The organism is Oleiphilus sp. HI0128 (genome assembly GCF_001635365.1).
Window position 1 is genome coordinate 1 of the sequence record NZ_LWGG01001317.1, and the last position, 16,376, is coordinate 16,376.

At 43.6% G+C, this 16,376-nt stretch carries 15 protein-coding genes; 9 read left to right on the forward strand and 6 right to left on the reverse strand.

Annotation, left to right across the window (positions count from 1 at the left end):
• Nucleotides 1–98: 98 nt before the first annotated feature.
• The 6 genes from A3763_RS22050 to A3763_RS22075 are packed head-to-tail and all read left to right on the forward strand — an operon-like array spanning nt 99 to nt 7,246.
• Complete coding sequence (locus tag A3763_RS22050) at nt 99–1,061, forward strand: MoxR family ATPase (RefSeq protein ID WP_068506438.1); 963 nt, start codon at nt 99–101, stop codon at nt 1,059–1,061.
• Nucleotides 1,062–1,064: 3 nt separating this feature from the next.
• Entirely contained in the window at nt 1,065–2,018 is a 954-nt protein-coding gene (locus tag A3763_RS22055; protein ID WP_068506436.1) for a DUF58 domain-containing protein, read from the forward strand.
• Nucleotides 2,019–2,033: 15 nt separating this feature from the next.
• Complete coding sequence (locus A3763_RS22060; RefSeq protein ID WP_068634566.1) at nt 2,034–2,510, forward strand: DUF4381 domain-containing protein; 477 nt, start codon at nt 2,034–2,036, stop codon at nt 2,508–2,510.
• Nucleotides 2,503–3,561 carry a VWA domain-containing protein gene (locus A3763_RS22065; protein ID WP_068634565.1) on the forward strand — a complete coding sequence of 353 codons (1,059 nt, stop codon included), beginning with the start codon at nt 2,503–2,505 and terminating at the stop codon, nt 3,559–3,561. The genes A3763_RS22060 and A3763_RS22065 overlap by 8 nt, the downstream gene beginning before the upstream one ends.
• Nucleotides 3,561–5,435, forward strand: a complete 1,875-nt coding sequence (locus A3763_RS29070) for a VWA domain-containing protein (protein ID WP_068634564.1) — start codon at nt 3,561–3,563, stop codon at nt 5,433–5,435. The genes A3763_RS22065 and A3763_RS29070 overlap by 1 nt, the downstream gene beginning before the upstream one ends.
• A complete protein-coding gene (locus A3763_RS22075) occupies nt 5,429–7,246 on the forward strand; it encodes a BatD family protein (RefSeq protein ID WP_068506424.1) in 1,818 nt (605 codons plus the stop codon). The genes A3763_RS29070 and A3763_RS22075 overlap by 7 nt, the downstream gene beginning before the upstream one ends.
• Nucleotides 7,247–7,278: 32 nt before the next feature.
• On the opposite strand, the gene A3763_RS22080 is transcribed toward A3763_RS22075, so the two are convergent.
• From A3763_RS22080 to A3763_RS22090, 3 genes are all read right to left on the reverse strand, one after another.
• Nucleotides 7,279–8,313, reverse strand: coding sequence for an AraC family transcriptional regulator (locus A3763_RS22080; RefSeq protein WP_068506419.1), 1,035 nt, complete (start codon nt 8,311–8,313; stop codon nt 7,279–7,281).
• A 116-nt stretch (nt 8,314–8,429) separates the two neighbouring features.
• The gene (locus A3763_RS22085) at nt 8,430–9,287 is read right to left on the reverse strand and encodes a hypothetical protein (RefSeq protein WP_068506415.1); all 858 of its coding nucleotides are present in this window, start codon (nt 9,285–9,287) and stop codon (nt 8,430–8,432) included.
• Nucleotides 9,288–9,381: 94 nt separating this feature from the next.
• Nucleotides 9,382–9,876, reverse strand: a complete 495-nt coding sequence (locus tag A3763_RS22090; protein ID WP_068506412.1) for a chemotaxis protein CheW — start codon at nt 9,874–9,876, stop codon at nt 9,382–9,384.
• A gap of 345 nt (nt 9,877–10,221) precedes the next feature.
• On the opposite strand from A3763_RS22090, the gene A3763_RS22095 reads away from it, so the two are divergent.
• Entirely contained in the window at nt 10,222–11,892 is a 1,671-nt protein-coding gene (locus tag A3763_RS22095) for a diguanylate cyclase (RefSeq protein WP_197481465.1), read from the forward strand.
• A 4-nt stretch (nt 11,893–11,896) separates the two neighbouring features.
• Here the strand turns inward: A3763_RS22095 and A3763_RS22100 are convergent, their stop codons facing one another.
• From A3763_RS22100 to A3763_RS22110, 3 genes are read right to left on the reverse strand one after another with little or no spacing between them, the layout of a single operon-like run.
• Nucleotides 11,897–12,457 carry a DUF1415 domain-containing protein gene (locus A3763_RS22100; RefSeq protein WP_068506406.1) on the reverse strand — a complete coding sequence of 187 codons (561 nt, stop codon included), beginning with the start codon at nt 12,455–12,457 and terminating at the stop codon, nt 11,897–11,899.
• Between the two features lie 30 nt (nt 12,458–12,487).
• A complete protein-coding gene (gene mtnA, locus A3763_RS22105) occupies nt 12,488–13,552 on the reverse strand; it encodes an S-methyl-5-thioribose-1-phosphate isomerase (protein WP_068506400.1) in 1,065 nt (354 codons plus the stop codon).
• On the reverse strand, nt 13,545–14,087 hold the full coding sequence (locus A3763_RS22110; RefSeq protein ID WP_156490687.1) for a hypothetical protein: 543 nt from the start codon (nt 14,085–14,087) through the stop codon (nt 13,545–13,547). Before A3763_RS22110 ends, mtnA begins: the two co-directional genes overlap by 8 nt.
• A gap of 79 nt (nt 14,088–14,166) precedes the next feature.
• On the opposite strand from A3763_RS22110, the gene thiD reads away from it, so the two are divergent.
• Both thiD and A3763_RS22120 read left to right on the forward strand, forming a co-directional pair.
• Nucleotides 14,167–14,976, forward strand: a complete 810-nt coding sequence (thiD, locus tag A3763_RS22115; protein ID WP_068506541.1) for a bifunctional hydroxymethylpyrimidine kinase/phosphomethylpyrimidine kinase — start codon at nt 14,167–14,169, stop codon at nt 14,974–14,976.
• Between the two features lie 72 nt (nt 14,977–15,048).
• On the forward strand, nt 15,049–16,376 hold a 1,328-nt coding region (locus A3763_RS22120), incomplete at its 3' end, for a hypothetical protein (RefSeq protein ID WP_156495255.1).

Genomic DNA, 16,376 nt, shown 5'->3' on the forward strand with positions numbered 1-16,376 from the left:
ATGAATAATAGTTCATTGACAGGAAATTGCTTATTAATCATCTATCTATTAAGTTTAATCTTCGATTTTTTTAGAAATATTATCTAGGTTATTGCACTATGAGCGCACATGCAGCATTTGATCAATTAAATACAGCTCTCAGCAAACGAATTCTTGGCCAGGCACATTTGGTCGAGCGATTGCTAATTGCCCTTTTGGCAGATGGCCACTTACTAGTTGAAGGCGCGCCCGGGCTTGCAAAAACAAAGGCAATCAAAGAACTTTCCGATCGAATTGAAGGCAACTTTCAACGCATCCAGTTCACACCTGATCTACTCCCTTCCGATGTAACCGGCACAGAAATATATCGTGCCGAGAAAGGAGAGTTTGAATTTCAAAAAGGCCCAATATTTCATAATTTAATACTAGCTGACGAAATTAACCGTGCCCCCGCAAAAGTTCAATCTGCACTACTAGAAGCAATGGCCGAGCGACAAGTAAGCGTTGGCAAACAAACCTTCCCGCTTGATAGTTTATTCTTAGTAATGGCCACGCAAAACCCAATCGAACAAGAAGGCACCTACCCCCTGCCCGAAGCGCAGTTAGATCGTTTTTTAATGCACGTAAAGATCGACTACCCCAACCTTGAGTCCGAAAAGGAAATATTGCGACTAGCCAGAAGCGAGCACGATGACACGCCATTGAACGAAGAGGTATTAGAACTTGCTCAGTCTGAGATCTTCCAAGCCAGGAAAGAGATGTCTGCAATCCATATGAGCGAAGCTGTAGAGGAATATCTTGTCCACCTTACGATTGCGACGCGTCAACCTACACAATACGGTGAAGACCTGGGTCGCTGGATCGATTTCGGCGCCAGTCCACGCGCAACAATTTCCCTAGATCGCTGCGCACGTGCTTATGCATGGTTAAATGGCAAAGATTTCGTTAGCCCTGACGATATTCGCGCCGTACTTCACGACGTCTTTCGTCATCGCATTATCATCAGCTTTGAAGCTGAAGCAGACGGTATAACAGCCGATCATGTGATCAATGAACTAATTCACCGCGTTCCTGTAGCATAATCAATGCCTGTTACTAATTCAGACTCAATTCCCAACCTCGACCAGGGGCCTTATACTTCGGTGCAGGCGCTTGCGCGTTTACGTTGGCAGGCAAAAAATCTAAAACTCAGAAAAGCAAAAGCTATTTCGCGCCCCCAAAGCGGTTCACACCTATCCAAATTCCGCGGTCGAGGCATGGAGTTCGCAGAAGTTCGTGTATATCAGCCTGGTGACGACGTTCGGAGTATCGATTGGCGCGTTACAGCACGGCGCCAGACGCCTCACACTAAACTATTTAACGAAGAACGCGAACGCCCACTCCTAGTTATTTGTGATCAGAGTAAAAGCCAGTTTTTCGGTAGCAAACATAGCTTCAAGTCCGTTAGAGCTGCCGAAGCTGCTGCCTTGTTCGCATGGTCTGCACTCGACCACAATGACCGCGTTGGAGGCATAGTATTCTCTGACATTGCACATCACGAAGTAAAGCCAGCGCGTAGTCGCAAGTCAGTAATGCAATACATTAATTTTCTTAGTCAGTTTAACCAAGCCTTGAATATAGAAGATAGCAAAATTCCCCCTTCTTTCTCGCTTGATAAGGCACTAATAGAAGCGGTCAGACTTGCAAAGCCAGGTACGCTTATCGTTATCATCAGCGACTTTTTACACTTTAATCAGGAAACTGAAAAAGCACTTAAGGCCCTTAGTAGGCACAATGAGTTACTCTTCATTCGTAGCTATGACCCTCTAGAGGAAGAGCTTCCTCCACCAGGCTTACACCCTGTATCTGATGGCCAACAAACTCTGCTCATCAACTCAAACTCGGCACAAGTTCGATCCGACTACAGCGCCTGGGCGACTCAACACAAAAACCAGTTAGAAGAAATGAGCAAACGTTTTAAATCCTTATTAATAAATCTGTCTACACATCAGGAAACTAGCCACTGTCTCCAAGAAATTCTGCGCAATTACAGCAGATAGTGACTCAATAACACCATGAACCCATCATCGCCATTAGACCAACTAAAAGATATCCACCCTCCCGTGGATATCACCTGGTGGCCGCTAGCTTTTGGCTGGTGGGCTTTAATTGTTATTTCGGTCATCGCTATTGCGCTTGGTCTTACTTTTTTCATAAGACATAGACAACGGAATGCCTGGCGCAGGGTAGCCTTACTTGAACTTAAAGCAATAACCCACAACTCAAAAAGTTGGGATAACTTCGAGCTAGCTACCGAAATAAACATACTCCTAAAGCGATGCCTTGCCGGGAACTCAAGCTCTACTACACACCTTAGCGACACCGCTGACAAATGGGGCGATACTCTCAACACAACGCAAAACAAAGTAATACTGCCGAGCGACTTACTAGACATCCTCTGTCACGAGATTTACCAACGGAATTGCCCTCGTATAAATACCGAGCAATTGATGCTAATCGAAAAATGGATTCGAGGCCTACGTCATGCTTGATAATCTCTTAGAAGCACTTAACTTTGGGCTAGTTTGGCCTCTTGCGCTATTACTTTTGCCAATTCCTTTGCTCATCCCTCGGCGAGCAAATCAAAGCACCACAAACTATAGAGCGCCGCAGCTTCCACTCTATGAAACAGTAAAAGCACTGAAACTGTCACGTGCACCAGAAGGAAAAACCCATAGCAAACTAAGTAAATACCTACTGGCTTTTGCGTGGTGTTTTCTAATAGTTGCAGCCTCCAGGCCTACTTACTACGGAGAAAAAGTAAACCTCCCGCTAAGTGGAAGAGACTTGATGCTGGCAATCGATATATCACCAAGCATGAAAGAAACAGACCTTAAATTAGATGATGAGTTTGTATCTCGCTTGGACGTTGTCAAAAATGTTGTCTCTTCCTTCGTTACGCAAAGAAAAGGTGACCGCATCGGCTTAATACTGTTTGGCTCTGAGCCCTATATCCAATCGCCGCTTTCATTCGACACAAAAACGGTCAACACACTACTGCAAGAGGCTTACTTAGGTATGGCAGGTAAAGCAACGGCTATCGGCGATGCTATCGGTCTTGGTGTTAAACGCCTAAGGGAAAGACCGAAAGATAGCCGCGTTCTCATATTACTTAGCGACGGCGCGAATACCGCTGGCGAGATCCCCCCCGAAAAAGCTGCACAGTTAGCAGCTCAAGAAGACATCATTATTTATACGATTGGTATTGGTGCCGACGAGCTTTACCGACGAAGCTTTTTTGGCACTCAAAAGGTCAACCCCTCAGCTGATCTGGACGAAGACATGCTAAATGCAATTGCCGAAGTCACTGACGGCAAGTATTTTAGGGCCCGAAACACTGAAGAATTAAACGCGATATACCAGCTCATCAATGAGCTTGAACCAATCGAACAAGACAGCAGAAGCTATCGGCCCACTAAATCTTTGCTTGTATATTTCCTGTCAATAAGCCTGTGTTTTTATCTGGCCGCTTTAGTTGTGAGTTATGCATCTAGCTCACGCTTTACCACTTTCTTCTCTTCCCTAAGAGGAGGCAAGCAATAGTGAATCTAGATTTACTCGCCAATTTTCATTTTTTACGTCCATTTTGGCTAACTTGCTTGCTAGCACTGCCTTTTGTCTGGCTTATCCTGCGGCAGTTTAATCAACGAAGCGGAGATTGGAGCCGAAGCATCGACCCTGAGCTTTTGAAGCATTTAACTCCTGCATCCAGTGATAATGAATCAGGCAAAAAAAACTGGCCGCCAATTTTGTTGTTATTGCTAGCCATTATTGGGCTTTCTGGCCCGAGCTGGGAACAAAAACCTAGGCCCGTTGCACAACTACAAGACGATATGGTAGTCATTCTTGACCTATCCGTATCAATGCTTGCCACCGATGTAAAACCCAGCAGACTCGTTAGAGCAAAGCAGAAACTTCACGACCTGCTAGCACTGCGCACAGAAGGAAACACCTCACTTATCGTATTTTCTGGGGATAGTCATATCGTTACACCCTTAACAGATGACATAAATACAATCAAAGCCAGCCTTGAAGCACTTGACCCTTTTATTATGCCGGTTATCGGAAGCAGACCAGATAATGCCGTGAACCAAGCAATTGAGCTATTCAAACAAAACAACTCACGATCAGGTCGCGTTATCCTGATTGCAGACAGTAGCACGCAAGAGCAAAATGAACGTATTTCAGATGCCTTGAGTAGCAAGAATATCCATCTAGATGTTCTTGCAGTAGGTACCAAAGAAGGCGGGCCGATAGATATACCCGGAAAAGGATATTTTAAAAGCCAGGGCGAGATCGTCATCCCACAGACTCCTTTCAAACTATTGGACAGTCTTGCAGGGGTAAATCGCGGCAAGATGGTTAAAATGTCCCTAGATGATCACGACCTAGAGGCGCTTGATATCACGGGTGAACGACTGAGAAAAGCAAAAGCGAACAATACTGACAAGCAAGAAAGTTTTCGTACCTTTGATGCCTGGGAAGATGCCGGTTATTTGCTGTTATTCTTAATAATACCTTTTGCGCTTTTTGCGTATCGACAAAACACACTTCTAGCGCTGTTTATTTCGATATCGCTTATTTCTTTACCAGAAACCTCACACGCCCTTGAAGCAAGAGACTTGTTTAAGACCCAAGACCAGCAAGCTCAAGAGCTAATGAAGCAACAGTCCTACACTGAGGCTGCCGAGAAATTTGAATCCATAGAACATAAGGCAGCCGCTCATTATCGCGCTGGAAATTACGAGCAAGCTGCGAAGTTATACGAAACACTCCCCTCACAGGATGCTTTGTACAACTTGGGGAACAGTCTGGCAAGGAACCAAAAATTCCAGGAAGCACTCGATGCTTACGAGCAAGTATTGAAGCAAAACCCGGATCATCAAGACGCAAAATCAAACAAAGAACTAATAGAGAAACTTCAACAGGAAAACGAGCAGAAACAAAACAGTGACCAGGAGAACCAGGAGAACCAGGAGAACCAGGAGAACCAGGAGAACCAGGAGAACCAGGAGAACCAGGAGAACCAGGATCAGGGTAAGCCCGATAATTCTGAAAGCCAAGATGGTGGCAAACAACAAAACCGAGAAAAATCACAGGATCAACAGTCAGGTAGCTCAGAAGACGAAAAAGAGCAGTCTCAAGGTGAGCAAACTGAACAAACGACTGAAGAGCAGGATGCGCAAAAACGAGAAGCAAAACCAGAACAAGATGAAACAGACAGTAATGAAGAAAACCCTATTACATCTTCTTTGCAAGCGCTAAACGAAGAAGAAAAACAATCTTATGAGCAATGGATGCGCAGAGTGCCTGACGACCCATCAGGCCTTCTTCGCAGAAAATTCGAGCAACAATCTTATGACCGCCGACGCAAAGGCGGGTCAGCAGTAATAAATGAAGGTGAGCCAATATGGTGAACGATAAGCCAAAATTAAATAAAGGCTATCCACACAAACATCACAATATGCTTAGTAAGCTGCTTAGCTTACTAACACTTTGCCTACTTAGTCAGCTTAGCCTTGCCAACACATCCCTTAGTGCCAGTGTTGACAGGAATAAAGTATATCTCAATGAGAGCTTCAACCTTAAGCTTCAGGGGAATGTGGATATCGACTTTAGCCTGGGCGGTTTAATGAGCTTTGGGCGAAACCAGATTGAAGCGCCAACAATTAAAGGGCTTGAAGATAGCTTTGAGATCCTTGATCGCCAGCAGAATTATAGTATGCGCTCCATTAATGGCGATACAACAACCGAAGTTACATGGAACTATACGCTTAGCCCAAAGCAGGCCGGTACACTAACTATTCCTCAGGCAATACTACAAGGAGCCAAATCTGAAGCTATTGTTATAGAGGTTGTGGAGGGTAAAGCACCCATCGACGCGGACAACCCTCCCCCTGTTTTTATTGAAGTTGAAACAGACAAATCAGATGTTTACGTTCAGGAACAAATCCAATATACCGTTCGCTTATTTTCCTTAGGAAGGCTTAGTAGCGGAAATTTAAGTGAGCCCGCCACAAGCAATGCCATCATTGAACCTTTTGGCGAGGAAAATAAATACTATCGTATGGCTTATAACCAACGCTATGAGGTCATTGAACGAAAGTACCTAATCTATCCTCAAAAAAGTGGTGCTCTCTATATCGATGGTTTAGCCTTCAACGGTGTGCTTATCGACAGCTATCAACGTAGACGCATACGTGTCTCGGAAATATCGGATGCTGTTCAAGTGAATATAGCACAGCCGAACCCCAATTTTACTGGTCAACACTGGTTACCAGCAAAGAGCCTGCATTTAAGTGAAAAATGGCAAGATGAGCAGCTCGAACTATCAATCGGTGATGCATTTACGCATGAAATCACCACCTCTGCTTTAGGTTTACTTGGGTCAGCCCTTCCCCCAATACCCGCGGTATCAAATGAACGGGTTAAGTCATACCCCGATAAACCGTCTGTTGAATCACAAGCTCACGAAGGCGGCTCATATGCCATACGAAAGGACGCAACAACATATATTGCCATCAAACAAGGCGAAATTACGCTACCGGAAATACGCATACCTTGGTGGGATACAGTCAACGATGTTGAGCGTATTGCTACACTCCCGGAGCGAACAATCATCATCAAACCGGGCGCTGTAAACCAAACTCAAAAGAATGAGCAGCCCTCCAGCATCGACTTAACTGATGATGGAAAAGCAACACCCAACCAAGAGTCCGAGATAGAAAGCACAGCTAAAAATACAGAGCCTAAGCACAATGAGAGCAATCAGCATGCCTTGCTAGCGATAATCGCACTACTCGCCTTTGGTTGGCTTCTAACGAGTTTGTTCCTACTTCTACGACTGAAGCAAGTAAAGCAAGACTTAAATAAACTAATCTCGATACAAGCTCCCGACTCTACTACTTCAGAACTCAGCTACAAACAATTAATTGAAGCAATTAGAAAGGGGTCGAGTGACATACCGAAGCTTGTACTAGCTTGGATCGAGAGCCAGCGAAAACAAAACACCGTTAAGTCAGCCCCCATTACCTTGCGTTCGCTGAAAGCTTTAGATGAGTCGCTTGCTGCCGAACTATTAGCATTCGAGAACGATCGTTACAGTAAAAATGCAACTCAGACCTATGACCAGCAAGCCTTACTTGAAGCATTAAAAAAATACACTAAAACAGCACCCGGCCTGAAAGGCAAAGACAATGCTTCTTTGCCACCGTTCTACCCGCAGTAGCACAGCCAGACAAACTTAGCCCAGAAAGCCAGCTATCGATGCTGCTCACGGCAGGCGCCAGGCGTTTGCCCTGTCCACTTTTTGAAGGCGCGATTGAATGCTGCTGCTTCTGAAAAGCCGAGCTGCAAAGCAACGTCATTAATACTCAGGTTTGCCTTGGCCAGCAACACCAAAGCCTGATCCCGACGAATACTGTCTTTTATTTCTTTAAATGAACTACCCTCATCTTTAAGGCGTCGCCGAGCGGTGTGGGTAGTTAAATGTAACTCACTGGCTACAAGATCAAAGCTAAGATTCTCGATCTCCAAGCTGCCACCCATACGACTCAATAGAATTCTTTTTATCTGCGCAGTAACACTGTCATCTGAACGAAATTGTTTTAGTAGCGATGCCGGCGCATTTTTCAAAAATGGCGCTAAGGTACTATCATTCTGAACAACCGGTAGATCTAAATACTTGCTGTTGAACACAACCCGGTTTTGCCCCTGAGAGAAAGCAACTCGGCAAGGAAACATTAACTTGTACTCTTCATGGAATAGAGGCCTTGCGAAAGTAAACTCAATTCGCTCAAGTAGTATCGGCCTTTCAATCAACCAACACGACAGACGAATCCAGATTATATAGAGCGAAGTAATTAGAAATACCTCATCAAAGCCCAAGTCATTCGAAAACTTGATTTCCAGATGCGCTTCGCCTTCTAGTTCAAGCAAGTTAATCGATAGTTCATCGCCAAACAGACCTATAAACTTACTCGCTCTAAGCAAGGCATGCCGCAAGCTAGTTGCAGTAATTATAGCGTGGCACATCATGCTAAACGTGCCGATTTTAAGTGGCTTTTCGACGAAGCCACTTGCTTCATCGCCCAACTCAGACCAAAGTGAGTGGAGCAAAGGGTCTACATAGTTCAAATCAATACGCTGTAATGGGTCTTTTCCCATATCCAACTGAAACTTGTCATAATCGAGATCAACACTCGCAAAAATCGAGTGCAAATTAATATTTCTTCGCTTAGCAGCAAAAAAGAAAGCATCGACAAGCGCTATAGGAATACTTAAGTTGGGAGACATGAGAGCTCAGACTGGTCCGGATAAGGTCAATCTGTCAAAAAATATGGCAAGAGTCAAGAACTTAGGGGAAGCAAGAAGAGCTCCCCCTTTATCAGAAAGATAAGAGGGTATTGCGACTAAATACCCAAGGAACTTAGTAGGTCATCAACTTCATCTTGGTTAGTTCCAGATAACTGGTCGGGGCGTAAGTTTTGATCCTCGGGAGATAAACTACCAAAGAGTTCATTTAATGACATCATCGTCAACATAAACTTCTGATCGGTAATCTGATCTTCAGAGTAGAGGTTCATACACTTAACAAGCTCACCACTAATCGCTTCACGGATCTGTCCTTGCTGGACCTCACTCAAGCCTTCAGCACCTTCAAGAACTGCTTTTTCAACATTTTCCATTATGCCCATTTGCTGTTCTTTCATGGCCTGGTAGGTTTCGTTAACCTGACTAAGTTCACTACTACATGACATCACTACATTTTTAATTTGTTCCGTTCTCGATTCTACGCGAGCTTCGAGGTTTTGATTGAGATCTAGGATCTCCTTTTCATCAAGCTTTCGTCGAGTAATATCCCGGATCATCACGGTAAAAATGATTTCGTCATCAACAAGCACTTTGTTTGTCACCATCGACAACCAAGCTTGCTGACCTTCAATCGTTGTCTCTATTTCGAAGCGGCCATCGTCTTGCGTTTGGGATGCAAGAAACTCCATATATTCACAACCCTGATCACAGTCTTCATCATCAAGCATTAATTCGAGGCCGCCCCGAGGTTGAACAATTTCAAACTCAGCTTGGGGGTAAAATGCCAGCTCAGGTACAATTTCGTCGAGCATCTTACCTTCAACCTCACCCTCTTGCTTTTTGATAACATCTCTACACGCAGGGGTAACAGTAGTAATCTTACCGTGTTTATCGGTACTTAAAAAAATAAAATCGGATGAAACCAGCAAGATGTCAATCAGGTCACTTTGTCGCATGTTTTTTGTTTTACTTTATCGTCAAATTAAATGGAAGGTTGCATATAACATTAGCAGCAAACACCAGCTTTTCCATTTGCAAAAGGTAAAATCCTTAAAAAAGCTCGAGCTCTCCAGCCTCTTCAATAATGGGTTCCGTCTTATCAAGGTACGTTGAGTCGAGGATGTGTATCAACTCTTTACTAACACCACACTTGCTCGGCATTAAAGCGACAGTTGGAAACAACAAGCCAATATTATTGGCACGGCTATCGAAGTATTTTTCATTTGTTATAATTGAGTCAGACTCAATTCTTTGCATTCCTAAAATTTCGTCAACTACTACAGCGATACTGTTTGAGCCCCCGGTATTAAAGCTAACCAATGTTAACTGTTCTCCCTTAAGACACTGCTCCATCCCAATACGACGACGCAAATCAAGAACCTGCATGATCTGTCCATTTATAGTAGTCATGCCCCGAAAAAAGTCGCCCTGATAAAACAGCTTTACCAAGCTGTAGTTTCCAGAAAAAACATTCTCAACATCGCGACAATAAACCGCCAATCTGATATGACCAACCCTAGCGACCAAATATTCATTTTTATCCATAAAACCCTCTGTGCAAAAAAATCCCATGAAAACCTAAACTTACTAATATTTAGCACATCAAAATTCGCTATATAATTTAAAGTGGTAGCAGCCAATCGACATTCTGTCCAACTTTTATCTCTCTTTTCTCAAACTCTTTATCAAATCTGATGTATTTGTAGTCTATTTTAGGCTCTACATGCTACGCGAAGCTCTTGAAAGGTGGTAAGATGAGTGTCCTTGCGAACTTAATATTATCGACTGGAAAACCAGTTAAACCATGCATCCATAAAGCCAATGCATTACCTAAGCTATTTACTTCTTATTCTCTTTGCCTCTGCACCTTTTCTTGCTAACGCTGAGCTTATGCAGCAAGAAAACATTCGCTACTGGCAGCTATTCGATAGTAACAGCTCCGCCTCTCTCGAAGATATCGTTGGTACGCCAAATAACACCTGGACACCTCTCCCGAATGGCTATACAAAATTAAATGCCTTAGAAGAGGATTACTGGAAAGCATCTGACGGTGCGACGATGTGGGTTAAAATTGAACTTCCCCGAATTGTCGATTCGGATCGAATTTGGATTGAGCTTGCACCCAATGTCGGATTAGATGGCGAATTGGCAATCTATGAAAACGGTCTCTGGACCTGGAAGCACGCTGCTGGTAGGCACGCTAGTGACAATGCCAGTTTCCCAGCCACCTTTCTTACCTTCGTTATCGAAAAACCGCGCGAACATCGCCTAGCCTTCCTTAAAATCAAGAGTTCACAAGTCTTAAATTTCAGCATAAACATCCGAGACCACGACTCACAACTTTCTCTTCTTGCTAGTAGAAATCTTGTGTATGGCTTGTGTTTTGGACTGATGATTCTTGCTTTTGTCTACAACATGGTAATTGGCATCTCTGCTGGAGAAAGAGTTTATACTTATTACGCCTCTTACGTTTTATGTATGTCGCTATATATGATTGCCATGACCGGGTACAACCGCCTGGCGTTTCCCGATTGGGGTGGAGAGGGTAGCTTCACCAACCTGACCGCTTGCTTGCTTGCGTTTTCTGCAACAGTATTCGTTCGCGAGCTACTTGAAACTAAGACAACAATCCCCAAGCTCGATATATTATTACGCCTGTTATTGGCTGCAACTTTTTCGACCATATTTCTACTAGGGTTTATGTCTGACCAACTTGCCTACATGTGTGTAGAAACGATAGGTCTAGTCATTCCAATTATCATACTTGTCTGTGCTATCGGTGCACTAAAGCGTCACCCCCCGATGGCGAAGTTGTTTCTTCTTGCCTGGACCACTCACCTTATTACGGGCACCCTATGGGTATGGATGTGGCTTGGATACACCCCCCCATCACTAGACACCCTCAATATTTTCATTGCAGGTTCAGTGACCGAGCAACTGCTGCTAGCCATCTTGCTTGGCTATAAATACGCAAACCTGAAACAAGAAAACCGTAAGCTGGCAAGAGACGACGAAAATTATCTGGGTGAGTCAACTCAAGACCAGTTAACAGGGGTTTTTAGTCGTCAAACCCTCTACACTCAAATTGAACATACAATTAAAACTAGCGAGAACGACCTTGTTTGGATCGATATTGATATTGACAACTTTCAGAAGTTTAATGAGGCGCACGGCCTTCACGCAGGCGACCTATTGCTTAGCGAGTTTGGTCAATTGCTCCAAACAAAAGTACGTCGAGATAACCTAGCCGCAAAGCTGATCGATAAGGAAAATAGCTTCGCCTATAGAAGAGGGCTGGCAGGAAGAGTCGGTGGTGGGAAGTTTACTATACTTCTATCCAACTGCTCACTCCCCCAAGCCAGGCTCTACGTTGAAAGGTTAATGCGAGATTTCGAAGCCATCAAAATAAAGTCAAGCGATGGAAAGTGGCTAAATTCGAGCATCAGCGTCGGAGTTGTACATATTTTGCCTAATGAAGACTTTAATTCTGCCTGGAAGAGAGCAAGCAAAAAGCTACTGCTTGCGAAATCAAAAGGTAGTGCGCAGCTTTCGTTCTCCTAGACGACTAAATACTCAGCCACGGAAATAAAGCTTTTAACCGCTCCCCCTCCATTGACTGCATTAGCTCAACATTACGCTCTGGAATTTTTTCAGGGTTATCATAACTTTCTAGCGCATACTCCAAAGATTGCTCTCTAATTATGTGAAAAACCGGATAGGGAGCGCGATTTGTTAAGTTCGATTTATCATCCGGTTCGGTACCTTCAAACTGGTAATCCGGGTGAAAACTTGCCAACTGAAATACACCTTCGTAACCTTCTGAAACCAAAATTGAATTCGCATCCGACAGGCATGCTAAGTAAGAATAAAAGTCACTCAAGCCATTTGGGATAACAAGCAGAGTCGTTTCAATAGCCAGATTACTATCATTATCTAGAAACCTTAACTCTGCCAACAAGCGTTCAAGTATTGAGTCATAAGAGCTCCCAGTGTCGATCGCGATTCGGACACGTTCGTCTTCGTAGGGTTTGCGAGCAAACGGACACAAGTTAAGGCCGATTACCACTCGCTCCAGCCAAGCAACAACTTCTGACTCTACATGGCCAAGGGATAGCTCATTAGACATCTTTAAACACCTTTCCTGAAACATTTCATATTAAAGCGAGAATTTATCGGTCATCTTATCTAAGGTCGGCCCAGCAATGACGCCTCGCTCTGTAACGATATAATCGACCAAGCTCGCGGGCGTCACATCGAAGACCGGATTAAGTGCCTGTACGTTAGCCTCTGAAACTTGTTGTCCACTGAAACACTTAAGCTCATCGGAATCACGCATTTCAATCTCTATAGACGCACCGTTTTTCGATGCCATATCAACCGTACTGCTAGGCGCAACGACCATTACCTTTGCGCCATGGTACCTTGCCTGAATCGCCAAAGAGTAGGTGCCAATCTTGTTTACAACATCTCCGTTAGCTGCAATCCTGTCTGCACCAACGATAATCCATTCAACCGATTTGTTTTGGATCACCCACGAGGCCGCCGAGTCCGCATTTAAGGTAACCGGGATATCATCTCTCATGAGCTCCCAAACAGTTAATCGGGTACCTTGCATCCAAGGGCGCGTTTCATCTGCAAAGACTTCAGTGATTAAGCCATCACTCCAGGCTGAGCGTATAACCCCTAAAGCCGTTCCATAGCCACCTGTAGCCAAGCCTCCGGCATTACAATGAGTCATGACAGAGAACGGTTTTTCATGGAAGCGTTTAAACACGGAACAGGCTAAATCACCCATTTTAAAGTTGTTAGCAATATCCTCTTGATGAATTTCCTGGGCGCGGAGAAGCAGCTTTTCTAAACTAAAATCCTGCTCTTTCTGCGCTAGGAGCTCTTCCTGCATAACTTTCAGAGCCCATGCTAAATTTACCGCGGTAGGCCTAGCTTGACTCAGGAATTCAATATCCTTGTTAATACGTTCATAAAAATCGACTCCATTCATTAAGTGCTTTTTTGCGCTCAAAACAACACCGTAAGCCGCACAAATACCAATTGCAGGCGCTCCACGTACAACCATCGTCTTGATTGCCGTATAAACCTGTTCAACATCATGACAACTCATATAATCTTCAGACAAAGGTAGATTTCTCTGATCCAATAGAACCAGCGCACCATCTTGCCAATCGACCGCTTTGACGCTTAGAGACTCAAACTTATTATTCAATGACTATACTTCCTACTGTTTCATTATTTCGGTGGGACTCTATCATGCATGAGTAGTTTGCAATACCAGTTCCCTCAAACTCAATTAACACTTCTTTTCTATCACCACCTACAACAAACACTGAAGGGTTCTGAGATAGCGGTTTAACAATAGATTCTGCATCCCCTACACTATTCCCGGAGTGCGAATGCCCTGAACCCTGCTGCGCCTTTTTCTTAGAGTGATAGAGTTCGTCAAGAACAAACATCTTGTACGCTTCTGACTGGTATAAAGCTTTCAGGTCCTTTGTAAAAACGAGCAAATGAGGCTCGTTAGTACGATTTTTAACAAGTACTCTGACCTTTGAACCAGAACTAATATTGACAGATTGCGGCCACACCCTACCAACAAGCACTTCAAGCTCGACGGTACGATCAGTCGCAGCCTGACCAAACAAGGGGTCTTTCCAGTATTCACCTAAAATATCTTCTGCCGTTACGCCGGCATTCGTAGTAAGGGTAAATAAAAGAAGCAAGGAAAGGAAAAGGTAGGGCATAATAAACTTTGGTAACATCTAAATGTTGTTCAACCTAAGCAACACAACATGGAACAAAACTACAAGTGACCTTCTTTATATGAAGTATACACCAAATGTACTAACAATTGCCGGCTCTGACTCTTCAGGCGGTGCAGGCATACAAGCAGATATCAAAACATTTACTGCCTTAAATGTCTATGGAGCATCAGTCATCACCAATGTCACAGCTCAAAACTCAAAGGGAGTTAAGGCCACCTATCCACTACCAGCGAAAGTTGTGAAGGATCAGCTACAAACAGTCATCAGCGACATAAACTTTAAAGCTATAAAGATAGGAATGCTGTATTCAAGTGAAATTATTAACGAGGTCGTAGAATGCCTTTCCAACAACACAAGTACACCTATAGTAATCGACCCAGTCCTTACTTCCAGTTCAGGCGTAATGCTTCTAGAAGAAGCCGCAAGAACAGCCCTGGTTGAGAACTTGTTTCCTTTGGCCACTCTAATAACACCCAACCTTATGGAAGCAAACTACCTGCTCCAATTTAAAGGAAAAGACACTGAAAATTTATGCACTCAGAATAAGGCCTTATTATTATCTGAGTTATTTGCATGTAGCGTTCTACTTAAAGGAGGTCATGTAAATGGCGAAATCGTTACCGACTACCTGCAGACCAATAAGGCAATGAATTCATTCTCGCACAAACGCATTGCAACAAATAATACTCATGGAACCGGATGCACACTATCTTCAGCAATCGCTGCAAACTTGGCTAAACAGCCAGACTTATTCATAGCTGTTAAAGAAGGTATATCATTTACCGAATCTTGTATCCAAAATGCTGACGGTTTACAGGTCGGTAATGGTTACGGCCCAATTAATCAGTTGCCATTTTCACAATACTAATTAAGCGATATAATTCTTTGCGGATATTTTCTGCACTATACTGCTACTAATATTACTAAGGGACTTCATAGAATGACAAAGCTAAGCATTTCGAAAAAAATTATACTAGCCTCTAGTTTAACAGTACTACTATCAGCTTGTGCCAGTAACCAAGTAGCTATATCAGAAAGCGTTCAACAAAAATCTGCCCAAGCAGCTTCACAGTCAACTTTCACACCAGAACAAGCAATTGACGAAGCAGAAGAAAAACTGCTAGTTGCGAAGAAAAAAGGCGTAGAATTCTTCTCTCCATTACATCTTAGGCAAGCAGAAGAGAGCATTGCATTAGCACGCGAGTACCTAACAGCCCCTCCCAGCGATATAAAAAATGCCTCTTTAATGTCCGCGATCGCTGCACAAAAATATATAGAAAACGCTTACGAGAATAAAAAGAAAGTTGAAGGAAATCTAAGGGAGTCCTTAAAAAATCTCGACATTCTAGAAAGTCTCAACGCCCCAGCTCTTGTACCCGACCAATATCAAGATGTCATGGAGTCGCTAAATGACATCATTCAAGAAATTGAACAGGGCAACGTTGCTGATGCTAAAAAGAGTGAAGTAGACCTTCTTGAAGACATGGCTGATACCGAAATATCGACACTAAAAGTAACACATCTTAATGAAGCTGTTTCGTTTTTCGAGCGTGCCTCGGACATCGACGCAGATGAGTACGCCGAATTGAGCTATGAAAAAGCAGAAGCTAAACTTGAAGCCTCAACAAGCTTTATTGAGAAGAATTATAGAGATAGAGAGGGGGTAAAAGCTGCAGGCATTGATGCTCTTTTGGCGACTAAAAAAGCTTACTTCGTTGCGATTGAAGCCGAACGCACGGTAAAAATGAAACCAGAAGAAGCTGAAAAGCACGTTCTTAAAGTAATGGAACTTCTCAATAACATTCACTTAGCTACATCAGGTCAAGACATTGAGCCTGAAAAACTATTTAACCAGTCAGAAGTTATAATCGATCTTATAAAAGAGCTGAAAAAGGCCCCTGTACAAAAACCTGAGCTTCCCGCTTCCCAGATCCAAACTTTCGCTGCGCCTCGATCCGAGCCGCTTGTGATTGAAACGCTCGAAGCACCTGCTCTGCCCGCCGGACATAAACCTCTGGAAGGCTTAGAAGTGGACAGCAGCGCTACCGATATCTCTTTACGTAAGGATGAAGACAGCTTTGATGCCATTGAAGTTGCTTCAGATAGCACGACTCTCGAAGAACAACAAAATAATGTTAATACCACTCCTGAAAGCACTCAAGCAGTTATTGATAATACGCAAGCAAACTTGAATAGTAATGAAGCCGTTGATGCCGTTGATGCCGTTGATGCCGTTGATGCCGTTGATGCCGTTGATGCCGTTGATGC

Excerpts from the sequence above, each read along its gene's own strand:
- A3763_RS22050 (WP_068506438.1), top strand. The coding sequence starts at position 99 with ATGAGCGCACATGCAGCATTTGATCAATTAAATACAGCTCTCAGCAAA.
- A3763_RS22055 (WP_068506436.1), top strand. The coding sequence starts at position 1,065 with ATGCCTGTTACTAATTCAGACTCAATTCCCAACCTCGACCAGGGGCCT.
- A3763_RS22060 (WP_068634566.1), top strand. The coding sequence starts at position 2,034 with ATGAACCCATCATCGCCATTAGACCAACTAAAAGATATCCACCCTCCC.
- A3763_RS22065 (WP_068634565.1), top strand. The coding sequence starts at position 2,503 with ATGCTTGATAATCTCTTAGAAGCACTTAACTTTGGGCTAGTTTGGCCT.
- A3763_RS22075 (WP_068506424.1), top strand. The coding sequence starts at position 5,429 with ATGGTGAACGATAAGCCAAAATTAAATAAAGGCTATCCACACAAACAT.
- A3763_RS22080 (WP_068506419.1), bottom strand. The coding sequence starts at position 8,313 with ATGTCTCCCAACTTAAGTATTCCTATAGCGCTTGTCGATGCTTTCTTT.
- A3763_RS22085 (WP_068506415.1), bottom strand. The coding sequence starts at position 9,287 with ATGCGACAAAGTGACCTGATTGACATCTTGCTGGTTTCATCCGATTTT.
- A3763_RS22090 (WP_068506412.1), bottom strand. The coding sequence starts at position 9,876 with ATGGATAAAAATGAATATTTGGTCGCTAGGGTTGGTCATATCAGATTG.
- A3763_RS22095 (WP_197481465.1), top strand. The coding sequence starts at position 10,222 with ATGCAGCAAGAAAACATTCGCTACTGGCAGCTATTCGATAGTAACAGC.
- A3763_RS22100 (WP_068506406.1), bottom strand. The coding sequence starts at position 12,457 with ATGTCTAATGAGCTATCCCTTGGCCATGTAGAGTCAGAAGTTGTTGCT.
- A3763_RS22110 (WP_156490687.1), bottom strand. The coding sequence starts at position 14,087 with ATGCCCTACCTTTTCCTTTCCTTGCTTCTTTTATTTACCCTTACTACG.
- thiD (WP_068506541.1), top strand. The coding sequence starts at position 14,167 with ATGAAGTATACACCAAATGTACTAACAATTGCCGGCTCTGACTCTTCA.